The 18569-nt window shown below is 41.2% G+C and carries 17 protein-coding genes; 10 read left to right on the top strand and 7 right to left on the bottom strand.

Annotated elements, in window-relative coordinates; all coding sequences use genetic code 11:
- Window positions 1-75: 75 nt before the first annotated feature.
- From R9C00_03960 to R9C00_03940, 5 genes are all read right to left on the bottom strand, one after another.
- The gene (locus tag R9C00_03960; GenBank protein WPO36601.1) at window positions 76-963 is read right to left on the bottom strand and encodes a LysR family transcriptional regulator; all 888 of its coding nucleotides are present in this window, start codon (window positions 961-963) and stop codon (window positions 76-78) included.
- A gap of 10 nt (window positions 964-973) precedes the next feature.
- On the bottom strand, window positions 974-2542 hold the full coding sequence (locus tag R9C00_03955; protein WPO36600.1) for a glycoside hydrolase family 28 protein: 1569 nt from the start codon (window positions 2540-2542) through the stop codon (window positions 974-976).
- 98 nt (window positions 2543-2640) lie between these two features.
- Window positions 2641-3048 carry a hypothetical protein gene (locus R9C00_03950; GenBank protein WPO36599.1) on the bottom strand — a complete coding sequence of 136 codons (408 nt, stop codon included), beginning with the start codon at window positions 3046-3048 and terminating at the stop codon, window positions 2641-2643.
- Between the two features lie 79 nt (window positions 3049-3127).
- Window positions 3128-3967 (bottom strand): AraC family transcriptional regulator, encoded by an 840-nt coding sequence (locus R9C00_03945; GenBank protein WPO36598.1) that lies wholly within the window; start codon window positions 3965-3967, stop codon window positions 3128-3130.
- 35 nt (window positions 3968-4002) lie between these two features.
- Window positions 4003-4233 carry a hypothetical protein gene (locus R9C00_03940; protein ID WPO36597.1) on the bottom strand — a complete coding sequence of 77 codons (231 nt, stop codon included), beginning with the start codon at window positions 4231-4233 and terminating at the stop codon, window positions 4003-4005.
- Between the two features lie 202 nt (window positions 4234-4435).
- Between R9C00_03940 and R9C00_03935 the strand changes: the two genes are divergently transcribed.
- From R9C00_03935 to R9C00_03915, 5 genes are all read left to right on the top strand, one after another.
- On the top strand, window positions 4436-5350 hold the full coding sequence (locus R9C00_03935; protein WPO36596.1) for an aminotransferase class IV: 915 nt from the start codon (window positions 4436-4438) through the stop codon (window positions 5348-5350).
- A 1-nt stretch (window position 5351) separates the two neighbouring features.
- Complete coding sequence (locus tag R9C00_03930) at window positions 5352-6080, top strand: sulfotransferase family protein (protein ID WPO36595.1); 729 nt, start codon at window positions 5352-5354, stop codon at window positions 6078-6080.
- Between the two features lie 125 nt (window positions 6081-6205).
- Window positions 6206-7120 carry an oxidoreductase gene (locus tag R9C00_03925; protein ID WPO36594.1) on the top strand — a complete coding sequence of 305 codons (915 nt, stop codon included), beginning with the start codon at window positions 6206-6208 and terminating at the stop codon, window positions 7118-7120.
- A 271-nt stretch (window positions 7121-7391) separates the two neighbouring features.
- On the top strand, window positions 7392-8666 hold the full coding sequence (locus R9C00_03920) for an Ig-like domain-containing protein (protein ID WPO36593.1): 1275 nt from the start codon (window positions 7392-7394) through the stop codon (window positions 8664-8666).
- Between the two features lie 161 nt (window positions 8667-8827).
- Entirely contained in the window at window positions 8828-9517 is a 690-nt protein-coding gene (locus R9C00_03915; GenBank protein ID WPO36592.1) for a transposase, read from the top strand.
- 5 nt (window positions 9518-9522) lie between these two features.
- Here the strand turns inward: R9C00_03915 and R9C00_03910 are convergent, their stop codons facing one another.
- Window positions 9523-10407 carry a hypothetical protein gene (locus tag R9C00_03910; GenBank protein WPO36591.1) on the bottom strand — a complete coding sequence of 295 codons (885 nt, stop codon included), beginning with the start codon at window positions 10405-10407 and terminating at the stop codon, window positions 9523-9525.
- 121 nt (window positions 10408-10528) lie between these two features.
- Between R9C00_03910 and R9C00_03905 the strand changes: the two genes are divergently transcribed.
- The gene (locus R9C00_03905; GenBank protein ID WPO36590.1) at window positions 10529-11224 is read left to right on the top strand and encodes an aspartate/glutamate racemase family protein; all 696 of its coding nucleotides are present in this window, start codon (window positions 10529-10531) and stop codon (window positions 11222-11224) included.
- A gap of 9 nt (window positions 11225-11233) precedes the next feature.
- Here the strand turns inward: R9C00_03905 and R9C00_03900 are convergent, their stop codons facing one another.
- Window positions 11234-11707 (bottom strand): DUF4112 domain-containing protein, encoded by a 474-nt coding sequence (locus R9C00_03900; protein ID WPO36589.1) that lies wholly within the window; start codon window positions 11705-11707, stop codon window positions 11234-11236.
- Between the two features lie 696 nt (window positions 11708-12403).
- Between R9C00_03900 and R9C00_03895 the strand changes: the two genes are divergently transcribed.
- The 4 genes from R9C00_03895 (at window position 12404) to R9C00_03880 (ending at window position 18412) form a co-directional block, all read left to right on the top strand.
- The gene (locus R9C00_03895) at window positions 12404-13156 is read left to right on the top strand and encodes a hypothetical protein (protein WPO36588.1); all 753 of its coding nucleotides are present in this window, start codon (window positions 12404-12406) and stop codon (window positions 13154-13156) included.
- A gap of 5 nt (window positions 13157-13161) precedes the next feature.
- Entirely contained in the window at window positions 13162-15927 is a 2766-nt protein-coding gene (locus tag R9C00_03890) for a TonB-dependent receptor (protein WPO36587.1), read from the top strand.
- Between the two features lie 7 nt (window positions 15928-15934).
- Window positions 15935-17119, top strand: a complete 1185-nt coding sequence (locus tag R9C00_03885; GenBank protein WPO36586.1) for a DUF4249 domain-containing protein — start codon at window positions 15935-15937, stop codon at window positions 17117-17119.
- A gap of 108 nt (window positions 17120-17227) precedes the next feature.
- The gene (locus R9C00_03880; GenBank protein WPO36585.1) at window positions 17228-18412 is read left to right on the top strand and encodes a DUF4249 domain-containing protein; all 1185 of its coding nucleotides are present in this window, start codon (window positions 17228-17230) and stop codon (window positions 18410-18412) included.
- Window positions 18413-18569: the final 157 nt, after the last annotated feature.

The raw sequence follows: 18569 nt of genomic DNA, 5'->3' as shown, positions 1-18569 counted from the left end.
TTTATCCTTTTTGTATGGGACAAACATAACCGCCTTTTATAATCAAATCAAATACTTAATTTTTATATAGAATAACTATAAGTTATACCTAGTCAAAAAATCAATAAACAACTTTGACGTTTTGCTTTCCTGCCCTTGCCTTATGGCAATACGAAACTGTCGGTTGAAGCTCAGTCCTTTGACGGAAACTTTCTTAAGCTGCTTCAGCATCAATTCCTTCTCGATAGATTTCTCTGAGACCAATGCCAGCCCATCGCACTCACTTATAAAAGTCTTGATGGATTCGGTGCTGCCCAAATGGATGAGGATGTTCAATTTATCGAGGTTGATTTGTTGTTTGACCAAGGATTTCTGAATGACTTCAAGTGTGCCTGACCCTTTCTCGCGTAGCACAATGGGGATTTCTTGGAAGTCGGCGAGGGTGATGGAATTCAACTTGGCATACACGCTGTTACTGCCCGTCACCGCTACTATCTCATCGGAAAGGAAGTCGATATATTTGATATTTGCTTGGGAAGTCTCACTTTCCACCAGTGCCATATCAATCTCATTTTCAAGTAATCTACGTTCCATTTCGAAGGAGTTTCCATTGAACAGAAAGATCTCGATGGAGGGGTATCGCTTATGAAATGCGGCAATTACTTTGGGGATAAGGTATTGGGAAATGGTAGAGCTTGCCCCAATCCGAAGCAAGCCCTTAAACGTATCGTTCACCCTGCCTAGTTCAAATTCCAACTCCTCGTATTGTTGCTTTATTTTCTTCAGGTAGTTATAGGTAACTTTCCCCGCCTTGGTCAGGTATATTTTATTCCCTTTTCTTTCAAAAAGAGTACTGCTCAGCTTGTTTTCTAGTTCCTTTATATGCTTGGTCACCGCAGGCTGGCTAATGAACAGCTCATTTGCAGCTTTTGAAAAGCTTAGATTTTCCGCTACAGCCAAAAAGACCTTGTCCCTATAATCCATTTAAACGTTCTTACTGAATACTGATATTAGACTTTTCCTCCTCTTCAAAAGGCACTTCAAATGTCGATGCATTTGAGTTTTTAAAGGTAATATCTTCATTTTTTTTGCCTACCAACTTGACCATGGTAGTTGAGTTTGCCGTAAAAGTAGTGCTATCAAAACTGATACGCTGCGAATCTTTGATCACCAAAGGCATATCTTTTTCCACTTCTATTTTTGCAGAAGTAAAAGTAGTATTTTCCACATTATTCATGTGAATGCCGTACTTACCTTGCATTTCCAAATTAACGAAAGTCAAACCTTCTATATTAATTTCGGGCGAACCTGTAATCCTCACACAGTAGTTGGAGTTGACCGATTTAATGTTTTCAAAATGAAAATTTCTAAATATAGGCAAGCTATCGGTTCTTGGTGTGATGGAACTTGCACCATAATCTAGGTTGATTCGGATAGCTTCATCTTCTATATTATCCATTCGAATGTCTTTGAACCAAAGGTTCTCCACTACTCCACCTCTTCCTTTCATCGATTTTACCCGAAGCCCTCGTTGGGTTTGACTAAAGTCGCAGTTGTAGGCATAGATATTTCTCACCCCGCCCGACATTTCGCTGCCAATCACGACACCTCCATGCCCGTGTTCCGTTTTACAATCTTTAATGACGATACGTTCACTCGCTTTCCCTACTCTCCATCCGTCTTCGTTCAAGCCCGATTTGATCACGATGCAGTCATCGCCAGTAGAGAAAAAGCAATTGTTGATCAGCACTTTTTTGGAAGCATCAGGTACTATTCCATCATTATTCACCCCGTTGGTAATGACTTTTAGGTTTTGAGCCACCACATTTTCACAGTAAACTAAATGAACCGTCCACATTGGACCCGACCCAATTTCCACGCTGTCTAACAATACATTTTTGCAATTGATGAACTGAATAAGCGAAGGTCTTAAATAAGATGTAGGGCTAAAAGCTAAGCAGTTTCGTTCTTCGGGAGCTACATTTGCTTCCACTTGGTCGTAGAGTTTCGCAAGACTCCCTTTTTGAGTTCCTTTCGCATGTGCCCACCATTTTTTTCCATTTCCTATGATCTTACCCTTTCCAGTTACAGCCATATTCTCTGCATCTCTTGCGTAGATCAACGGATGGAAATTCATACATTCGATCCCTTCCCATCGGGTGAAGGTAGGCGTATTGTAAAGCTCGATATCATCCAAAAAAGAAAGAGCTGCGCCTTCTACCAAATGCAGATTAACATTAGATTTCATGTCTAGGTAAGAAGTTGCCCAAGTGCCCGCTGGAACCAACACCACTCCTCCTCCATTTGCATGGCAAGCATCTATGGCCGCTTGGATGAACACTTGGTTGTTTTCAGCGCGCTCCTTGGCATCGTAATCTGTTATGGTAAATATATCTTCTTTAAAAGTGGGAATAGTGAAAACTTCTTCGCCCCAAGGCGTATCTTCCTTTATTACCACCACTTTTTCAACTTTACCTGTTGTACTTGTGCGGTTACATGCGAGTATCAATGAAAGCAGGGCGAACGCTATCCACAGTTGTTTCATATTTTCTGGGTATTTCATGTTTAAAACTTTGCTAATAATCACCCAAAGTTATATGTAAATACCCTATTAATGTATTCAGGACATGTTTATATTTTCCCACAAATAAATGAACCAGCTTATTTCCGTTGCAAATACAAACTAATAATAGGCAATGCCATGAAGAAACATGGAATATATGGAGGGTTGATCTTCAGGGGTAAGACCTCAGCCGGTACATCTGGATGGAGGTGGACATAGATGGCGGTGATCATCATGATAATGATTAAGATGTTGCCAATGGCAAGGATGCGACCTATGGTGGAGGCTTCCAGTTTTTTGTATTGGAACAAAAGAAAAATAAATGCAACCCCAACGGCTATTTCCCCAAATTGCCCAGCCCAGTAAGAAAGTGTGGGAAATGGAAGTTGGCTAGCCGCTACCTGCGTAGTGTACCATCCTTTAAAAGGGTTGACAAATTTCAGCACTCCAAACATAAACATGGATACGCCTAGGTATCCCGTGATAATTTTTACAGACTTTTTCATTGCTTTTTTTTTGATACAAAAGTCTTTGCAATTGCCGAGTTGGAATAGGACAAAAAGCTCTTATCTAAGGATATTTGGTTCAGAGGGAGTTAGTACGAAAATCGGAAGGGGACAGCCCTGTTTTACTTTTGAACAACCGGGCAAAATAGCCGGGGTCGGCGTAGCCTGTTTCGTAGGCAACCTCGCTAATGGAAAGCTGGCTAGTCCGTAAGAGCTCTTTGGCTTTTTCAATACGTTGGTGGTTGATAAAGTTGGCGGGAGAGTCGTTGAATATTTTCTTAAAATCTCTTTTGAAAGATGATAGGCTAAGGTTGCTGAGCTTCGCCAAGTCCTCGACCGAAAGGTTGGAAAAGAGGTGGGCGTGAACCACCTCTTTGATATTAGCGACTTTTGGGCTGAACAAATCTTCTAGCAGTTGGAGAATGGATTGGGCATTTTTAGTTTGTACCAAGAGTAAGATAAGCTCTTTTATTTTTAGCTCCAGCAAATCATCGTTGACCAAGCTTGGGTTTTCAAAATAGAAGTCGAGGTTTTCTACAAACTTTGAAAGTGTATTTTCAGGAATGATCTTTTTGATCCGATCCCCACCGATTTGTTGTTTGATCAGCGCAGGAAGCTCTTTTTTGTATAACTCTTTTAAAATATCGGGGTACAGGTGGAAGGCAAAAGCTTCGATGGTAGTGCCTTCAGTTTTTTTTAGCCAATCTACAAAATAGGTTCCGCACCGCAATAGCACCGCCTCTTTGCTCTGTATGCTTGTCGTATCTGTCTGAGAATGGAGATTGGTTTTTGCTCCCTTTACATAAATAAAACATCCCTCATTTTGGAAGACTTTTACGACCCTAAAGGGTGGGCAAAACGTTACCTTTTCTACTAAAGTTCGGTTGCGGTATTCAAAAGTTACTCGGTTAAGAATCATTTTTGGAAAGAGAGCTTGAGAGGTTCTATGTTGCTTTAACTCTCCAAAAATAATGGTTTGTCTTTTAGTAAAAGAGTTGTTTTTATTTCTTTCACCTTCATCAAAGCATCAACTTGACTGTCTACGTCATGTGGATTAAATGCCACTTTAGCAGATTTTATAGGCACATACTTCCCAAATCTGATGAGCTTTACATACAGTTGATAATGATCTGTAAACTCAGCAATTTTAAACTTCTTTGTTCTGAAAAGAAATGATAAAATCATAACAGGCTTTATTAGTAATGACTTCTTTATTAATTACTAATATAGACATTTGAATACTGATTCACAATGTTAAATACATTTACAAAAAGACACAATTCCCCATGAGGTCAAGTTAGATGTTTCATATTTATATCGGAATTCCCCTTTCCCAAATCCTTTTCTTAAATTGGCTAGTCACATTATCGAAACTAAGAATAACCACATGGTACATGGAACGCACAATGCATTGGCAGACGAACGCAATGCAGCTATCAAGATATATATAAATGGGGAATTGCTCCCCCGCAACGATGCTAAGATTTCCGTTTTCGACAGCGGCTATTTGGTAGGAGATGGGGTTTGGGAAGCCTTCAGGTTGCACGAAGGCGTATTGGTCTTCTTGGATGAACACCTCAACAGACTGTGGCAAGCAGCGGCAACGGTCGGGATGAAGCTAGATTTTACCAAAGAAGAAATTACGGAGCGGATTTGGGAAACCCTCCGTGCCAATGATATGCACGACCACGTGCATGTACGACTGATGGTGACCCGCGGCATCAAAAAAACACCTTCCCAAGATCCTCGACTCACTATTTCTGGCCCTAACGTGGTGATTATTGCCGAGCACAAACAAGCCTCCCAAGAAAGCAAGCAAAAGGGCATCACGCTGTTTACCAGTACCATCCGAAGAGGCTCGCCCGATTACCTCGATCCACGGCTCAACTGCCACAGCAAATTGCACGAGGTGCAAGCCTTGGTGCAGGCGATAGAAGCTGGGGCTGACGAAGCGTTGATGTTGGACATCCACGGCTTTGTTGCTACTTGCAACGCTACCAACTTTTTTATGGTGAAAAATGGGGAGGTTTGGACTTCCACGGGGCAATATTGCATGAACGGAATCACACGGGGAAAGGTGATAGAAGCTTGCGAGCGGTTTGGGATTCTTTGCCACCAAAAGAACTTTTCCCTCTTCGACTTGTACGGAGCAGACGAAGCTTTTGTAACAGGCACGTTCGGAGGGCTCACGCCCGTGACCAAGGTGGACGGAAGGGTGATAGGAGAAGGAACGTATGGAGAAATGACCCAAAAGCTAAGTGAATTGTACGATGGTTTGATAAAAGAAGAAGTAGCGAAATAACATGAATAAAACACCTACAAAAAGAATTTGCCTCTGGTCGGGCCCTCGGAATATTTCCACCGCCCTTATGTATTCCTTTGCCCAGCGAAACGATACCCAAGTGTTTGACGAGCCACTTTATGCGCATTACCTCAGCCAAACGGCGGCAAAAGAATATCACCCTGGAGCGGAAGAAATATTGGCAACCATGGAAAATGATGGGCAAAAAGTGGTGGAAATGATGATGGGCGAGCAGGAAAAACCGGTGGTATTTTTCAAGAATATGACCCATCATTTGTTGGGCTTGGACAAAGGTTTTATGAAGGATGCGGTGAACGTGATGCTCACCCGCGACCCCGTGGAAATGCTCCCATCTTTTGGGAAGGTGATTGAAAACCCTTCCATGTTGGATGTGGGCTATGAGCTACATGCTGAGTTACTCGATTACTTTGAAGAAAATGGAATTACCCCCATTGTGTTAGAATCCAAGCGCTTGTTACTCGATCCCGAAGGGGTGCTCAAACGCTTTTGCAAACTTGCCGAAATTCCTTTCGAACGTAGCATGTTGCAATGGGAAGCGGGGGCTCGCCCCGAAGATGGCTCTTGGGCAAAGTATTGGTACGCCAGCGTCCACCAGTCTACAAGGTTTGCTGAATACAAACCCAAAACTGAACCCTTTCCCGAAAGGCTGAAACCGTTGTTAGCCAAATGCCAACCCTATTATGAAAGGTTGATGAAGTTGGCTATTTGAGTTTAGAGGTCGGGTGTTAGTCAATAGGATCATCTTGACCTGCACCCATAAACCCAATTTGGTTTCCCAAACAATCCACGCTAGGCAATGTTGAAATTGGGCACTTAACTTTCCGAAAAACAAAAATGGCTGGATTTGATATAAAAAATGCCCCTCCTCAAAAAGGCAGAATCGCTATAGTAACTGGAGCAAATATTGGTGTGGGTTATGAAACATCTCTTGCCTTGGCAGGCAAAGGCATGAAAGTGGTGATGGCTTGCCGAAACCTCGAAAAAGCAGAAAAGGCTAAAGAAAGTATAGCGCAAAAAGCACACAACGCTGATTTGGACATCATCCAGCTTGACCTCAACTCATTGCAATCGGTGCGGGAATTTGCAGAGGCGTATTCGGCTATCCACAACCGCCTCGACCTACTGATAAACAATGCGGGGATAATGGTGCCTCCTTTTGCCCAAACCGAAGAAGGCTTTGAAAGCCAAATGGGGGTGAATTATTTCGCACATTTTGCCCTCACACAATTGCTGCTGCCAGTGCTCAGCGGCACCGAAGGTTCAAGGGTGGTTTCCCTCAGTAGCCTCGCACACAAAAGAGCAACGATCGATTTTGATAACTTGAACAGTGAAAAAAGCTACTCGAAAATGGGCGCTTATGGACAAAGTAAATTAGCCTGTCTCCTATTCGCCTACGAGCTGCAACGACGGTTGGCAGCAGCAGGCAGCCAAACTATTTCGGTGGCAGCCCACCCCGGTGTTTCCGAAACAAACCTTGGCCAGCATTTGTCCGCTGTGGGTAAGTTGCTCTGGGCCGCATTTAGCCCATTTATGATGCACAAACCCAAGCAGGCAACCATGCCCTCGCTTTATGCTGCCTTAGCCGAAGAGGTAAAAGGTGGAGGCTACGTGGGACCAACAGGTTTTAAAGAAATGAAAGGCACACCGGGAAAGGTACAATCCAATAGCATTTCACACGACAAAGCCGTAGCCCAAAAGCTTTGGGAAGTCTCCGAAAAGTTGACAAAAACGAAATTCCAACTGAGATAAGTTAGTACCAACCCTATCCATTTCTAAATACACTTTCTGTTTTTTTATACTGCAAAAGAGAGCTGTTTTCTTGTCTTTTTTTCGAAAAACAATTTAAGCAACAATAAAAAAACAATCTGCAATGATACACTATAAACACTGTTCAGTTTAAGTCTAGCTCGGAGCAACATACATTAGACTTTGTATCTATACATTTAAAACCCTGACTCAAAATAGCTAATAGCGAGTTTAAGGATTTAAGTAAATTGTATAACAAATTTGACTTCGAACAATGAGCATGAAAAGAGGCTTTTCAAACAGGTATAACTTCCTTCCATTAGTACTATTCTCACTTATATTCCTATTCAATTGCAGTAATTCGGATGATGGTGTTCCTCCTCCAAACGACAGCCCGACAGCGGTGGATGATGTATTGACAGTTGATGAAAACAGTACCGCAGGAACGGCAAATCAGGTTATTGTTTCTGCAAATGACGACATAGGTGATGATGGAGGAAGTGGAGATGATTACAGTGTATTGACCGACCCTAGTAATGGCACTGTTTCAGAAATAAGCGATGGTGTATTTGAATATGTGCCAAATGCGAATTTTAGCGGATCGGATAGCTTTACCTACAAGATTACAGACAACAATGGCGATAGCGACAAGGCAACGGTAAACATCACTGTAAATGAGGTGGGGCCAACGGCTGAGGATTTTAACAATATCGATCCAAACCTCCCCTCTTTTGTTTCTATAGAAAACACAACTCCCGACGGGAAAAAGTGGGTGAAGCTCGAAAGCATGTCCGACGAGTTTGATGCTTGGGACAGCAACAAATGGTTTAAGTCAACTTGGAACTATGGTGTCCCTGTTTTTATGACAGATGCTAACACGAACTCTGGAGTATCCGATGGAAATTTATGGATAAAGGCAACACTTAATGAAAGTAACCCCGACGACAGGTGGTTTCAAACTGCAAGAATCCATTCAAAAGCGGAAACAAGCTACCCCATGTACACGGAGGCTAGGATTAAATCAGCCCATATTTCTGCTTATACTACCTACTGGCTGAACAATGGAGATATAAATAATAGAGATGAGATTGATATTATTGAAAACAACTCTAACCCTTCTTGTGGCTGTCAGCCAGATTTTCCTTTGCAGATGAATTCTCAATATTTCCATGCAGATGCTAGCAAAACACCAGGAACTATTAGGGATGAAGACAACTTCCATCAAGATGGTTTGTCGGATGTTAACCCGCTGAAAGGTGTAAAATGGAACGAAGATTACCATACGTTTGGCGTATGGTGGAAAGATTCGAAAAACATTCAATTTTACCTCGATGGAGAACCTGCCGGTAGCGTAGTAGTAGGTCACGACAGATCTGGACAAACCTATGAGGGGCGTGAGTTTACAAGAGATTTGGAAATCATTTTTGATTTGTGGACAAACGAAGCCGACTGGCTTGGAGGGCTTCCTCTTAAAACCGATTTGGGGGATGATGCTACCAATACCATGAAAGTTGATTGGGTAAGGACATGGAAGCTAGAGGATGAGTAGGTCTTCTGCACTTGAATACTCAACCATGGAGGGTAAAATCTCTCTACTTTTTACAAAAGGCGACCAAGTTGGTCGCCTTTTGTAGATTTTAAGCCAACATGCTAGGATACAGCTGTTTACTTAAAACATGAGGGTACACTGGATAATCAAACTATTCAGAAATGTTGTTGTACACAACCCTGCTATCCATGCCCGAAAAGTTCAAAGACCGTTACCGAATAGCATCAGCGCGGCACCCCCATTGGGATTACGGTGCGGATGGATATTATTTTGTCACTATTTGTACCCAACAAATGGAATGTTTTTTTGGGAGAATCAAAGAAGGGGAAATGCATTTGTCGGACACGGGGCAAATCGCCCATGATTATTGGTTGGAAATACCCAAACATTTTCCATTCATCAGGTTGGAATCGTTCATCGTCATGCCCAACCATGTGCATGGGATTTTGGTGATTGATAAGCAGACTGTAAAGAGTCCCGATAGTCAGGAGACGCCCGGATCGGGCGTCTCTACAGGATCGGAAAATAATGGGCAATCGCCCGACATCGTAGAGACGACCAATTTGGGCGTCTCCAGTCAAAATGACAATTTGGATTCCTCAAAACAGAAAGCTAGGAAACAAACTGCTAAGGCCTCCAAGGTATGGCAACCTGGCACACTAGGGGTGATTATCAATCAATACAAACGGAAATGTACCATTGAATCCCGCAAAACCCGCCCAGGTTTTAAATGGCAAGCCCGCTTCCATGACCACATTATTCGAGATGAAAAAGCATTTTATAGAATTTCGGAATATATCCAAAATAACCCACTGGTATGGGAGAAGGATAAGTTTTATGTGGTTTATTAAGGGTATTACTTTTCAGGAGGGATTTGGTTTAACATAAACTTCCTAGAATTATACCTTATCTTTGTCTCTGATAGCCTACTGTTTAGTTTATTGTCAATTTCCTCAATTTTTTCAGAGAAGATATTAGGTATATCTCCATGTATTTTATTACACTTATCACAAATTGGATCTCTTTCAATTTTAGCTTTAACCATTTCAAAACAGGGTTTGATTTTGTTATGAAATAGAAATTGAATTTGATTTTCTGCCAGTTGTAGGTCTAAATCATTTAGGTCTCTTTGGAAAATCAAATCAATATAGTCCGAAACTAAAGTTAAAATCCGTAATAATAATAGCTTTTGAGGCTCTCTTCTAAAGTCTGTTTTAGCGTATTCAATTTTACAATCATCTTCAGTGTATGGGATAACTTGCAGTTCTTTTTCAACAAATTCCAGTATAGCGTAGTAGCCTGTTAATTCCCGATAAAAGGCACTATTTCTATCTCCTTTCGCATACTTAAAATCATTAAATTCAGAGACTAGAAAATTATATTGAAGAAATAAATATTGAGCTTTTTTTTGTTTGTTCTCTTCAATTTTATCTTCTTTTAACCTTTTCTGTTCTAATTGAAATTTTTCTGTTTCTGTATCGAACAAATCTTTCTGTAATTTATTCTGTTCAATGATATATTCATTAGCTTTTATCTGAGCTCTTAATGCTAAAAAGACTAAGATAGACCCAATCACACTGGCTATGGGAGCTGTAATCCCTCCTATTGTATCTCCTATTTCCCCCGTTCCAGAAAACTTTATCAAGCCCCATGTTCGGGTAAATAAAATAGGTGCTATGGCTATAAATAATACCCCAATAATTAATATGTAGATTGCTGTTTTAGCTGTATTATCTTTCATGGTATTTTAATGCCCATTTGTAACATAGTGTAATTTATAAAATGGTTTTTTAAATACAAATACATAAGAAGTATATATCCTTCGTTTATCTTCTTATATTTTTCTCTACTTTTAACAACATATGAAAACAATAGGCATGATTGGCGGACTGAGCTGGGAGTCGTCCGCTGTGTATTACAGCTTGATGAATAAGCTGGTGAAGGAAAAACTGGGTGGCTACCACAACTGTAAAAGTGTGATGCTCACGGTTGATTTTGCCGAAATAGAGCTACTGCAACGGGCAGGAGATTGGGCAAAAATGGATGAACTGATGGCAGATGCAGCCAGCAAATTGGAAGCGGCAGGGGCGGATGTGGTCATCCTTTGCACCAATACTATGCATCTTTGTTCGGAGGCTATTCGGGGCAGTATTTCAGTGCCCTTCTTGCACATAGCCGAGGCTACGGGCAGAGCGATAGTAAAGCAAGGAGCAAAGAAGGTAGCCTTGCTGGGAACGAGCTTTACCATGGAAAAGGATTTTTACAAGACGTTGCTCAAAGAAGAGTTTGGCATCGAGACCATCATCCCCGAAAAGGGCGATAGGGACAAGGTGCATCGAGTGATCTATGAGGAGCTAGTAAACGGGGAAATAAAGGATGAATCGAGGAAGATGTACCAAGAAGTTATAGGGAAGTTGGAAGCCCAAGGGGCGGAAGGTGTGATATTGGGCTGCACGGAAATCCCGATGCTCATTTCCGATAAGGATGTGAATATCCCTACGTTCAACACTACGGAAATCCATGCGGCAATGGCGGTGGACTGGGCTACGGCTGAATAATTCCGAAGCTTACCCCACCATCCCCGATAGCCAGCTGAGGATTTTCCATGAGAGGAAAAAGCCGAAGCCTAGGAGGGCAAGAGTGAAACCCACTACGAGGAGTACGAGACCGCAGCCAGAGCCTTTGTGCTTGCCTTCTTCGTAATGCTTGAGCAGCAGGCGGTAGTTGCGGGAATTGGCTTTGTAGGCAAAGTCGAAAAGGTCGCCAATTACGGGAACGGAACCCACTAGGAAATCGACCAAGACATTTCCCAACATCATTACTACCACTTTTCCGCTTATGCCCTGCCTCACTATTCCTAGCACCATAAGCGAGGAAATCACCATGGAAATGTAATCACCAGCTCCGGGGACTAGTCCCAAAATAGGGTCCAGCCCAAACCGTATATTAGTGCCCGGAATGCGAATAGCCTCGTCCATCAGGTTAGAAATCCGCTTTATCCATTTAAATTCAGGAAGGTCTTCTACGGTTTTATGGGACATTATTCTCTGCTTTTAGTGTTTGAAGGGTGCAACTTGGCTGCAACTCAAAGATAAGACTTGAAAGACAATATATGGAAAGCATGAAACAAGAATGGATAAAAACAAGGGCATGTTTAAACTTTACTTGTACTTTGGGGGTCTGAGAAGGCGATGGGATCTATGCCATTAATAATGATAAAAATGACAACCTGTAAAAATACCACAAACTAAGAGCTAAGGATTTGAATATCGATTAACGAATGAAGACATACGATTTTCGATGGCTATTTATTTTCATTTCTAAAATAGCTATTCGTAAATGCTTGTTCAAAATTTGATTTCAGAGTTATAGCCAAGCCATCAGCCCAACTCTATGCTTTATGGGTAAGGTTGGTTTTTATGATACCTGCCAAGTTTTAAAAATGTCTTTTTGACTTGTGGTAAGATAAAGGAGTATTATTACGATAAATTGTCTAGTATTTGTTTAGATATGATATCCAATTTATTTTGGATAAGTTTAACGAATTCAAAAAAAAACATAATATTTACATTTGCAATAAATACACCTTTTGCACTAATGCTATTTCAGCAAGTCAATTGTGAAATAGTCTAACTACACATTAATATTACACCATTCTCCCACCAGATATTGGAGAAGTAATTTAATATTACTAGCTCAATTAGCTTTACTATTTACCTATATAACTTGACTTGAAAATGATTCAAAACTACCTGTACAGCAGGTTAATTGTTGTACTATTAGCTACCTCCCCTCTACTTTCTTTTGCCCAAGCAACTAAAGATAAAAAAGAGACTCAGCAGGGTTTAGTACAAAACATCATAGTTCAATACCCTCAGGCTGCCGAAAATATACATTATGGTGAAACTGATGTATTCTCCCCCAGAAGGACAGACGGACATCAATATTTGATAGACAATGACTTCAAAAAATGCATTGTTTATACCCTCAAAAATAAAATCAATTGCGATAACTGCCGATACGATATTATGGAGGACAGGCTGAACATGTTTGTAGATGAGCCTTTTGTGGCGAGTATGGTTTCCCTTACCACTTCCAACATAAAAGCATTTGAGCTAGAAGGAAGGACATTCGTAAAATTTGCCAACACCCAGTACGATTCCAGTGCTGTTACCCATCATATAAAAGAAGGTTTTTATGAGCAAGTCTACAAAGGGACTATCAGTTGCTATGTTTCTTGGAAGAAAGAATTTCTAGAATCAAAATCGAACACTGAAAATTCTTCATTCAAGGAATCGCATAAGATTTATGCCCATGTAGCTGGAGATCCCGAGTTCAAGAGAATCAATTCAAAAGGTAGTATTATGAAGCTGATGCCTGAGAAAAAGAAGGAGATAAAGGCAATTTTGAAATTGCACCATTTCAGCCCAAGACATTCATCTCCTGCCGCATTGAACCAGATTTTCACTGATATTAACCTTTTACCATAAGTTATATGAACAAGCTTTTACCCACGCTATTTTTCCTATTTTGTATTAGGTTTGGCTTTGCCCAAGAGGCCGTAGTTATCCAGCAAAACTATAATGGCAAATCGTTTTCTGAATTTGTAAACGAACTAGAAAGTAAGCAAAGCCTACGTTTTTTCTTCGATACGGCAGCAATAAACAGCCTAAAGGTCAAGCAAATAAAAGCTCCTGAACAGTTGTCGAATATCTTAAAAACTACTTTTGAAGGATCGGATTTTGAGTTTGTGCTGAGAAACAATAGCCAAGTTATTGTCACCAACAAGTTCCCCATCATTGCGGAAATAAAGCAGACCAACGTAAGCTTAGACGCAGGGCAAACGGCGGTAGCAGGAAATTATCTTCGTAAAAAACCTGTAGAGGAAAAGAAAGTGGAGATAGTGAAAGACCCACTCCTTATCCTCTTTAAAATCGGGAACTTCTCTGAAAAGGACCAACCCGGCAAAGCGGTGATTTCTGGTTATGTGAAAGACATGGCTACTGGCGAGCCTGTAATTGGCGGCACGGTACTGATAGAATCGACCAACATGGGCGTAGTAACCAATGCCGACGGGTATTTTGCTCTTAACATCCCACGGGGCAAAAGCACTATTCTCTTCAAAAGTGTGGGCATGAAAGCTACCAAAAGGCAAGTAGAAGTTTACGGAGATGGCTCGCTTAACATTGAAATGGAGGAAGATGTGAAGCAACTCCGCGAGGTAGTCGTCATTGCCGAAGATGAAGACCAAAACATCAATTCCATCCAGATGGGCATGGAAAAGATCAACATGAAAACAGTAAAGAACCTCCCTCCTATTATGGGCGAGTACGACATAGTGAAAGCAGCTCTTTTGCTTCCGGGCGTGCAGTCGGTAGGCGAAGGCGCAGCAGGTTTCAATGTTCGAGGCGGTAGTGCCGACCAAAACCTCATCCTTTTCGATAAAGCCCCAGTTTATAACAGCTCCCACTTTTTTGGTTTCTTTTCTATCTTCAACCCCGACGTTGTCAACAGCTTTAACCTGTACAAAAGTGCAATCCCTGCAAACTTTGGAGGAAGGGTTTCTTCGGTATTTGATGTAGATATGAAAGATGGGAACAGCAAAAAGGTAACGCTTACAGGCGGTGTGAGCCCCGTAACGGCTAGGCTTACGCTGGAAGGGCCTATTGCCAATGAAAAAACCACATTCATTGTTTCGGGAAGGAGCACCTACTCCGATTGGATTCTCAACTTGATAGATGACCCCGATATTTCCAATAGCAATGCCTCTTTTTATGACCTAAATGCGAAAGTGACCCACACGCTCAACGAAAACAACAAAATAAGCCTTTCGGGCTATATGAGTAATGATTACTTCAAATTTAATTCAGATACTACCTATAGCTACGGAAACAAAAGTGCGACCTTGAGCTGGAAGCATTTATTCAGCAAAAAACTCTACGGCGTATTCTCCTTGGTACATAGTGATTATAATTACACTATTAATAGTGAGGATAATGGTGTAAATGCCTTTGACCTAAACTACGGGATCAACCACAACGAGGTAAAAGCTGATTTTTCGTATTATCCCAACAACAAGCATAAAATAGATTTTGGATTTGGAGCTATCAAATATGACCTGAACCCAGGTATAAAGGAGCCGAGAGGAGAAGAATCGAAAGTGAGCAGAAAAGCGTTGGAAGAAGAAAATGCAGTTGAAGCAGCGGTGTATATCAGCGATGTATTTGACATTAGCCCGAGCATTAGCCTTTCGTATGGGCTGCGCTATTCTTTCTACCGCTTTTTGGGTCCTAAGTCGGTTTATACCTATCCTGATGGTGCCCCTAGGGAGTTGGAAAACATCCAAGATACTATCCTGTATGGTTCTGGGGACAAGATCAAAGATTATTCGGGTCCAGAATATAGGTTGTCACTTCGCTACATGCTCGACCCTTCCACTTCTTTCAAGTTGAGCTATGGACGTACGAGGCAATACTTGAGCATGATCACCAACACGGCTGCTATTTCCCCTACGGACACCTGGAAACTAAGCGATAGCCACATTCGCCCTCAGGTAGGCGACCAAGTTTCGCTAGGGCTTTACAAGAACCTTAGGTACAGCACGATAGAAACTTCCGTAGAGGTTTACTACAAAAAAACAGATGATATTTTAGATTATAAAAACGGAGCAGAATTGTTGATCAACGAACATGTGGAAACCGACCTGATCAATGCCGAGGGACAATCGTACGGTGCAGAGTTTTTGATCAAAAAGAAAAGCGGGAAGTTCAACGGATGGGTTTCTTATACATATTCGCGCTCGCTCATTCGCTCAAAATCTTCGTATGCCTCGGAGATAATAAACGGTGGAGAATATTTTGCAGCCAACTACGACAAGCCACATGATTTTACCATGGTAGCTAACTATAAGTTTTTCAGAAGGTTTAATGCTTCTGCGAACATAAGCTACAGCTCAGGCAGACCGTACACCGTACCAGTAGGAAAGTACACTTTTAGGGACACCGAGCGAATCCATTTTTCGAACAGAAACGAACTTAGGATTCCCGATTATTTTAGGCTAGACCTTTCCCTCAACTTAGAAGGAAACCACAAATCGACCAAGCCAGCACACGGCTCGTGGACACTTTCAGTCTACAATGTAACGGGTAGGAAAAATGCGTACTCCATTTTCTTCCGTACGGAAGATGGAGAGGTAAAAGGCTACCAACTTTCCATCTTCGCCCAGCCTATTCCTACACTTACTTACAACTTCAAATTCTAATATAGAAATGAAAAGATTAAGAATATTTATCCTGTTATTGGTAATGTCGGCTTGTTTGAGCCCTTTTGAGCCCGAAACAACTGATTATGACAGCCTGTTGGTGGTAGATGCACTCCTCACCGATGCGCCAGGTCCTTACAAGGTAGCTCTGAGCTATAGTTATGGCTACGAAGAAGGCGAAGAACCGGCCTATGTTTCTGGAGCAAATGTTTCGGTTATGGACGAAGGTGGAAATGTGTATAAGTTCAACCAAAGCTCCGATGGTATTTACCTTTCCGACCCGTCATTTCAAGGGGAGGCGGGAAAGAAATATAAGCTCTCAATCATTGCCAACGAAAATACCTACGAATCTGATTATGAGCTGCTAAAAGCTAGCCCCCCAATTGATAAGTTGTATGCCAACTTTGAGACAAAAAACGGAACAGATGGTACGATATTCGGCTTTCAGGTATATGTAGATTCAAATGACCCGACTTCCCAAACCAATTACTATCGTTGGGATTATGACGAGGCTTGGGCCATAACATCAAGGTTTTACACTACCTCTGAATGGGTAGGGTCAGAACCTATCCCCTTGGATAGACTAATTTACAGGTGTTATAAAACTGACTTCTCTAAAAATATTTTGATAAACAATACCAGAGGTCTCACGGAAGATAGAGTGAGCCAACAAAAGCTGAATTATATTTCTACAACAGAAGCTGGCAAGCTCAATCAAAGGTATGGCATGAATGTTCGGCAATATGCACTGAGCGAAAATGCTTACAATTTTTGGAAAGACCTAAAAGAGATCACAGAGTCTTCTGGTTCGCTTTTCGACAAGCAGCCTTTTCAAGTTTTGAGCAATATCAAAAACATCAACGCCCCTGATGAGCCTGTACTGGGCTTTTTCGAGGTATCTGGTACTACTACCGAAAAGTTATTTTTTTCTTTGCAAGATGTCCCTGAGGATGAAGATTACAATGTTTACTATCCTCTTGGGGAATGTAACTTACAGGTAGATACGGTGCTGTTTTCAGACTATGACGAAGCAAACTACTTAGGAAATCTCAATGGAGTTATGTACGTAGATTCGCTTTATCCAGCAGACGGTCCTCCAATCCCTTATGCTTGGCGTTTTGCCCCTGCTTATTGTGTGGATTGCCGCCTTAGGGATGCCAGCCTCGATCCTCCTTTATATTGGGAAGAATAATGAAAACAAGTAGGACAAGAAACAACTAAATACTCTCAATTTTCTGAATCAAAGACAGAATGATAAGTAAAATATGCTTTCTATTTTAATGATTATTGAATTACAACAATGAGAAAGTTTACACCTATAGTTTTGCTAGTAATGTGGGCATGTCTCAGCCCTTTTGAACCTCAGACGTCCGACTATGACAGCCTATTAGTTGTAGATGCTTTGCTTACAGATGCCCCTGGTCCTTATCAGGTGAAATTAAGCTATAGTTATGGTTTTGAAGAGGAAGATAACGAAAAACCAGTCTATGTAAATGGAGCAAGTGTTTCGGTTATAGACGAAAATGGAAGTGTATATAAGTTCAACCAAAGCTCCGATGGTATCTACCTTTCCGATCTATCATTTAGAGGAGAGGTAGGAAAGAGATACAAGCTCTCAATCATTGCCAACGAAAATACTTACGAGTCTGATTATGAACTACTCAAAGCTTGTCCCCCAATTGATAAGTTGTATGCCAATTTTGAGACAAAAAATGGAACAGATGGTACGGTATACGGCTTTCAAGTATATGTAGATTCGAATGACCCTACCGCCCAGACCCAATACTATCGCTGGGATTATAAAGAGGCATGGGAAATAAGATCTCCGTTTTATACTGATGAGGAGTGGGTAGGAACTAGTATTGTACCCCTAGAACGGCTACTTTATACCTGTTATGTAGATGATTATTCAAAAAATATTCTTATAAACAATACGAGAGGACTTACCGAAGACAGAATAAGCGAACAAAAGCTAAATTACATTAGTACTTTGGACGAAGGTAAACTCAATATACGCTATGGGATGTATGTTAAGCAATATGCCCTAGATGAAGAAGCATATAATTTTTGGAAAGACCTAAAAGAAATCACAGAATCCTCTGGCTCACTTTTCGACAAACAACCTTTCCAAGTATTAGGAAATATCAAAAATACTAATGTTCCTAATGAACCAGTACTGGGTATCTTTGAGGTATCTGGTACTAGTAGTGCTAAGGTATTTTTCTCTTTAGATGATATTCCCGAAGGAGAAGAGGTTAATAAATTTAATACTGAAAGAAGCTGTTACAATAGCATTGATACGGTTTTGTTTGAAAATGTGGACGAAGCAAATTACTTGGGTAATCTCGAAAACACTATGTACGTAAGTTTGATCTATGATGAAACGGGGCTTACTGCTTATGCATGGCGCTTTGCTCCTGCCAATTGTGTAGACTGCCGCCGAAGAGGTGGAAACCTAGATCCTCCTATTTTTTGGGAAGAATAAGTATTAGCCAATAACCAAATGATATAATAAACTTAATAGCACACCTTAAGATGCATACATTTTATAAAAGGCATGTTTGGCGGAGTATTCGATTTGTACCTACATGCTCCACTTGAAATCATTACTTTGTTACCTCTATGGTTGACAAAACAAGCTC

The organism is Flammeovirgaceae bacterium SG7u.111 (assembly GCA_034044135.1).
Classification (GTDB): domain Bacteria; phylum Bacteroidota; class Bacteroidia; order Cytophagales; family Flammeovirgaceae.
This window is presented reverse-complemented; position numbering and strand designations above follow the sequence as displayed.

Bases quoted from the DNA above. Each gene is read 5' to 3' on its own strand.
- R9C00_03950 (WPO36599.1), bottom strand. From the start codon at position 3,048: ATGAAAAAGTCTGTAAAAATTATCACGGGATACCTAGGCGTATCCATG.
- R9C00_03945 (WPO36598.1), bottom strand. From the start codon at position 3,967: ATGATTCTTAACCGAGTAACTTTTGAATACCGCAACCGAACTTTAGTA.
- R9C00_03955 (WPO36600.1), bottom strand. From the start codon at position 2,542: ATGAAATACCCAGAAAATATGAAACAACTGTGGATAGCGTTCGCCCTG.
- R9C00_03925 (WPO36594.1), top strand. From the start codon at position 6,206: ATGGCTGGATTTGATATAAAAAATGCCCCTCCTCAAAAAGGCAGAATC.
- R9C00_03900 (WPO36589.1), bottom strand. From the start codon at position 11,707: ATGTCCCATAAAACCGTAGAAGACCTTCCTGAATTTAAATGGATAAAG.
- R9C00_03895 (WPO36588.1), top strand. From the start codon at position 12,404: ATGATTCAAAACTACCTGTACAGCAGGTTAATTGTTGTACTATTAGCT.
- R9C00_03885 (WPO36586.1), top strand. From the start codon at position 15,935: ATGAAAAGATTAAGAATATTTATCCTGTTATTGGTAATGTCGGCTTGT.
- R9C00_03910 (WPO36591.1), bottom strand. From the start codon at position 10,407: ATGAAAGATAATACAGCTAAAACAGCAATCTACATATTAATTATTGGG.
- R9C00_03890 (WPO36587.1), top strand. From the start codon at position 13,162: ATGAACAAGCTTTTACCCACGCTATTTTTCCTATTTTGTATTAGGTTT.
- R9C00_03935 (WPO36596.1), top strand. From the start codon at position 4,436: ATGGTACATGGAACGCACAATGCATTGGCAGACGAACGCAATGCAGCT.
- R9C00_03960 (WPO36601.1), bottom strand. From the start codon at position 963: ATGGATTATAGGGACAAGGTCTTTTTGGCTGTAGCGGAAAATCTAAGC.
- R9C00_03930 (WPO36595.1), top strand. From the start codon at position 5,352: ATGAATAAAACACCTACAAAAAGAATTTGCCTCTGGTCGGGCCCTCGG.
- R9C00_03940 (WPO36597.1), bottom strand. From the start codon at position 4,233: ATGATTTTATCATTTCTTTTCAGAACAAAGAAGTTTAAAATTGCTGAG.
- R9C00_03920 (WPO36593.1), top strand. From the start codon at position 7,392: ATGAGCATGAAAAGAGGCTTTTCAAACAGGTATAACTTCCTTCCATTA.
- R9C00_03915 (WPO36592.1), top strand. From the start codon at position 8,828: ATGTTGTTGTACACAACCCTGCTATCCATGCCCGAAAAGTTCAAAGAC.
- R9C00_03880 (WPO36585.1), top strand. From the start codon at position 17,228: ATGAGAAAGTTTACACCTATAGTTTTGCTAGTAATGTGGGCATGTCTC.
- R9C00_03905 (WPO36590.1), top strand. From the start codon at position 10,529: ATGAAAACAATAGGCATGATTGGCGGACTGAGCTGGGAGTCGTCCGCT.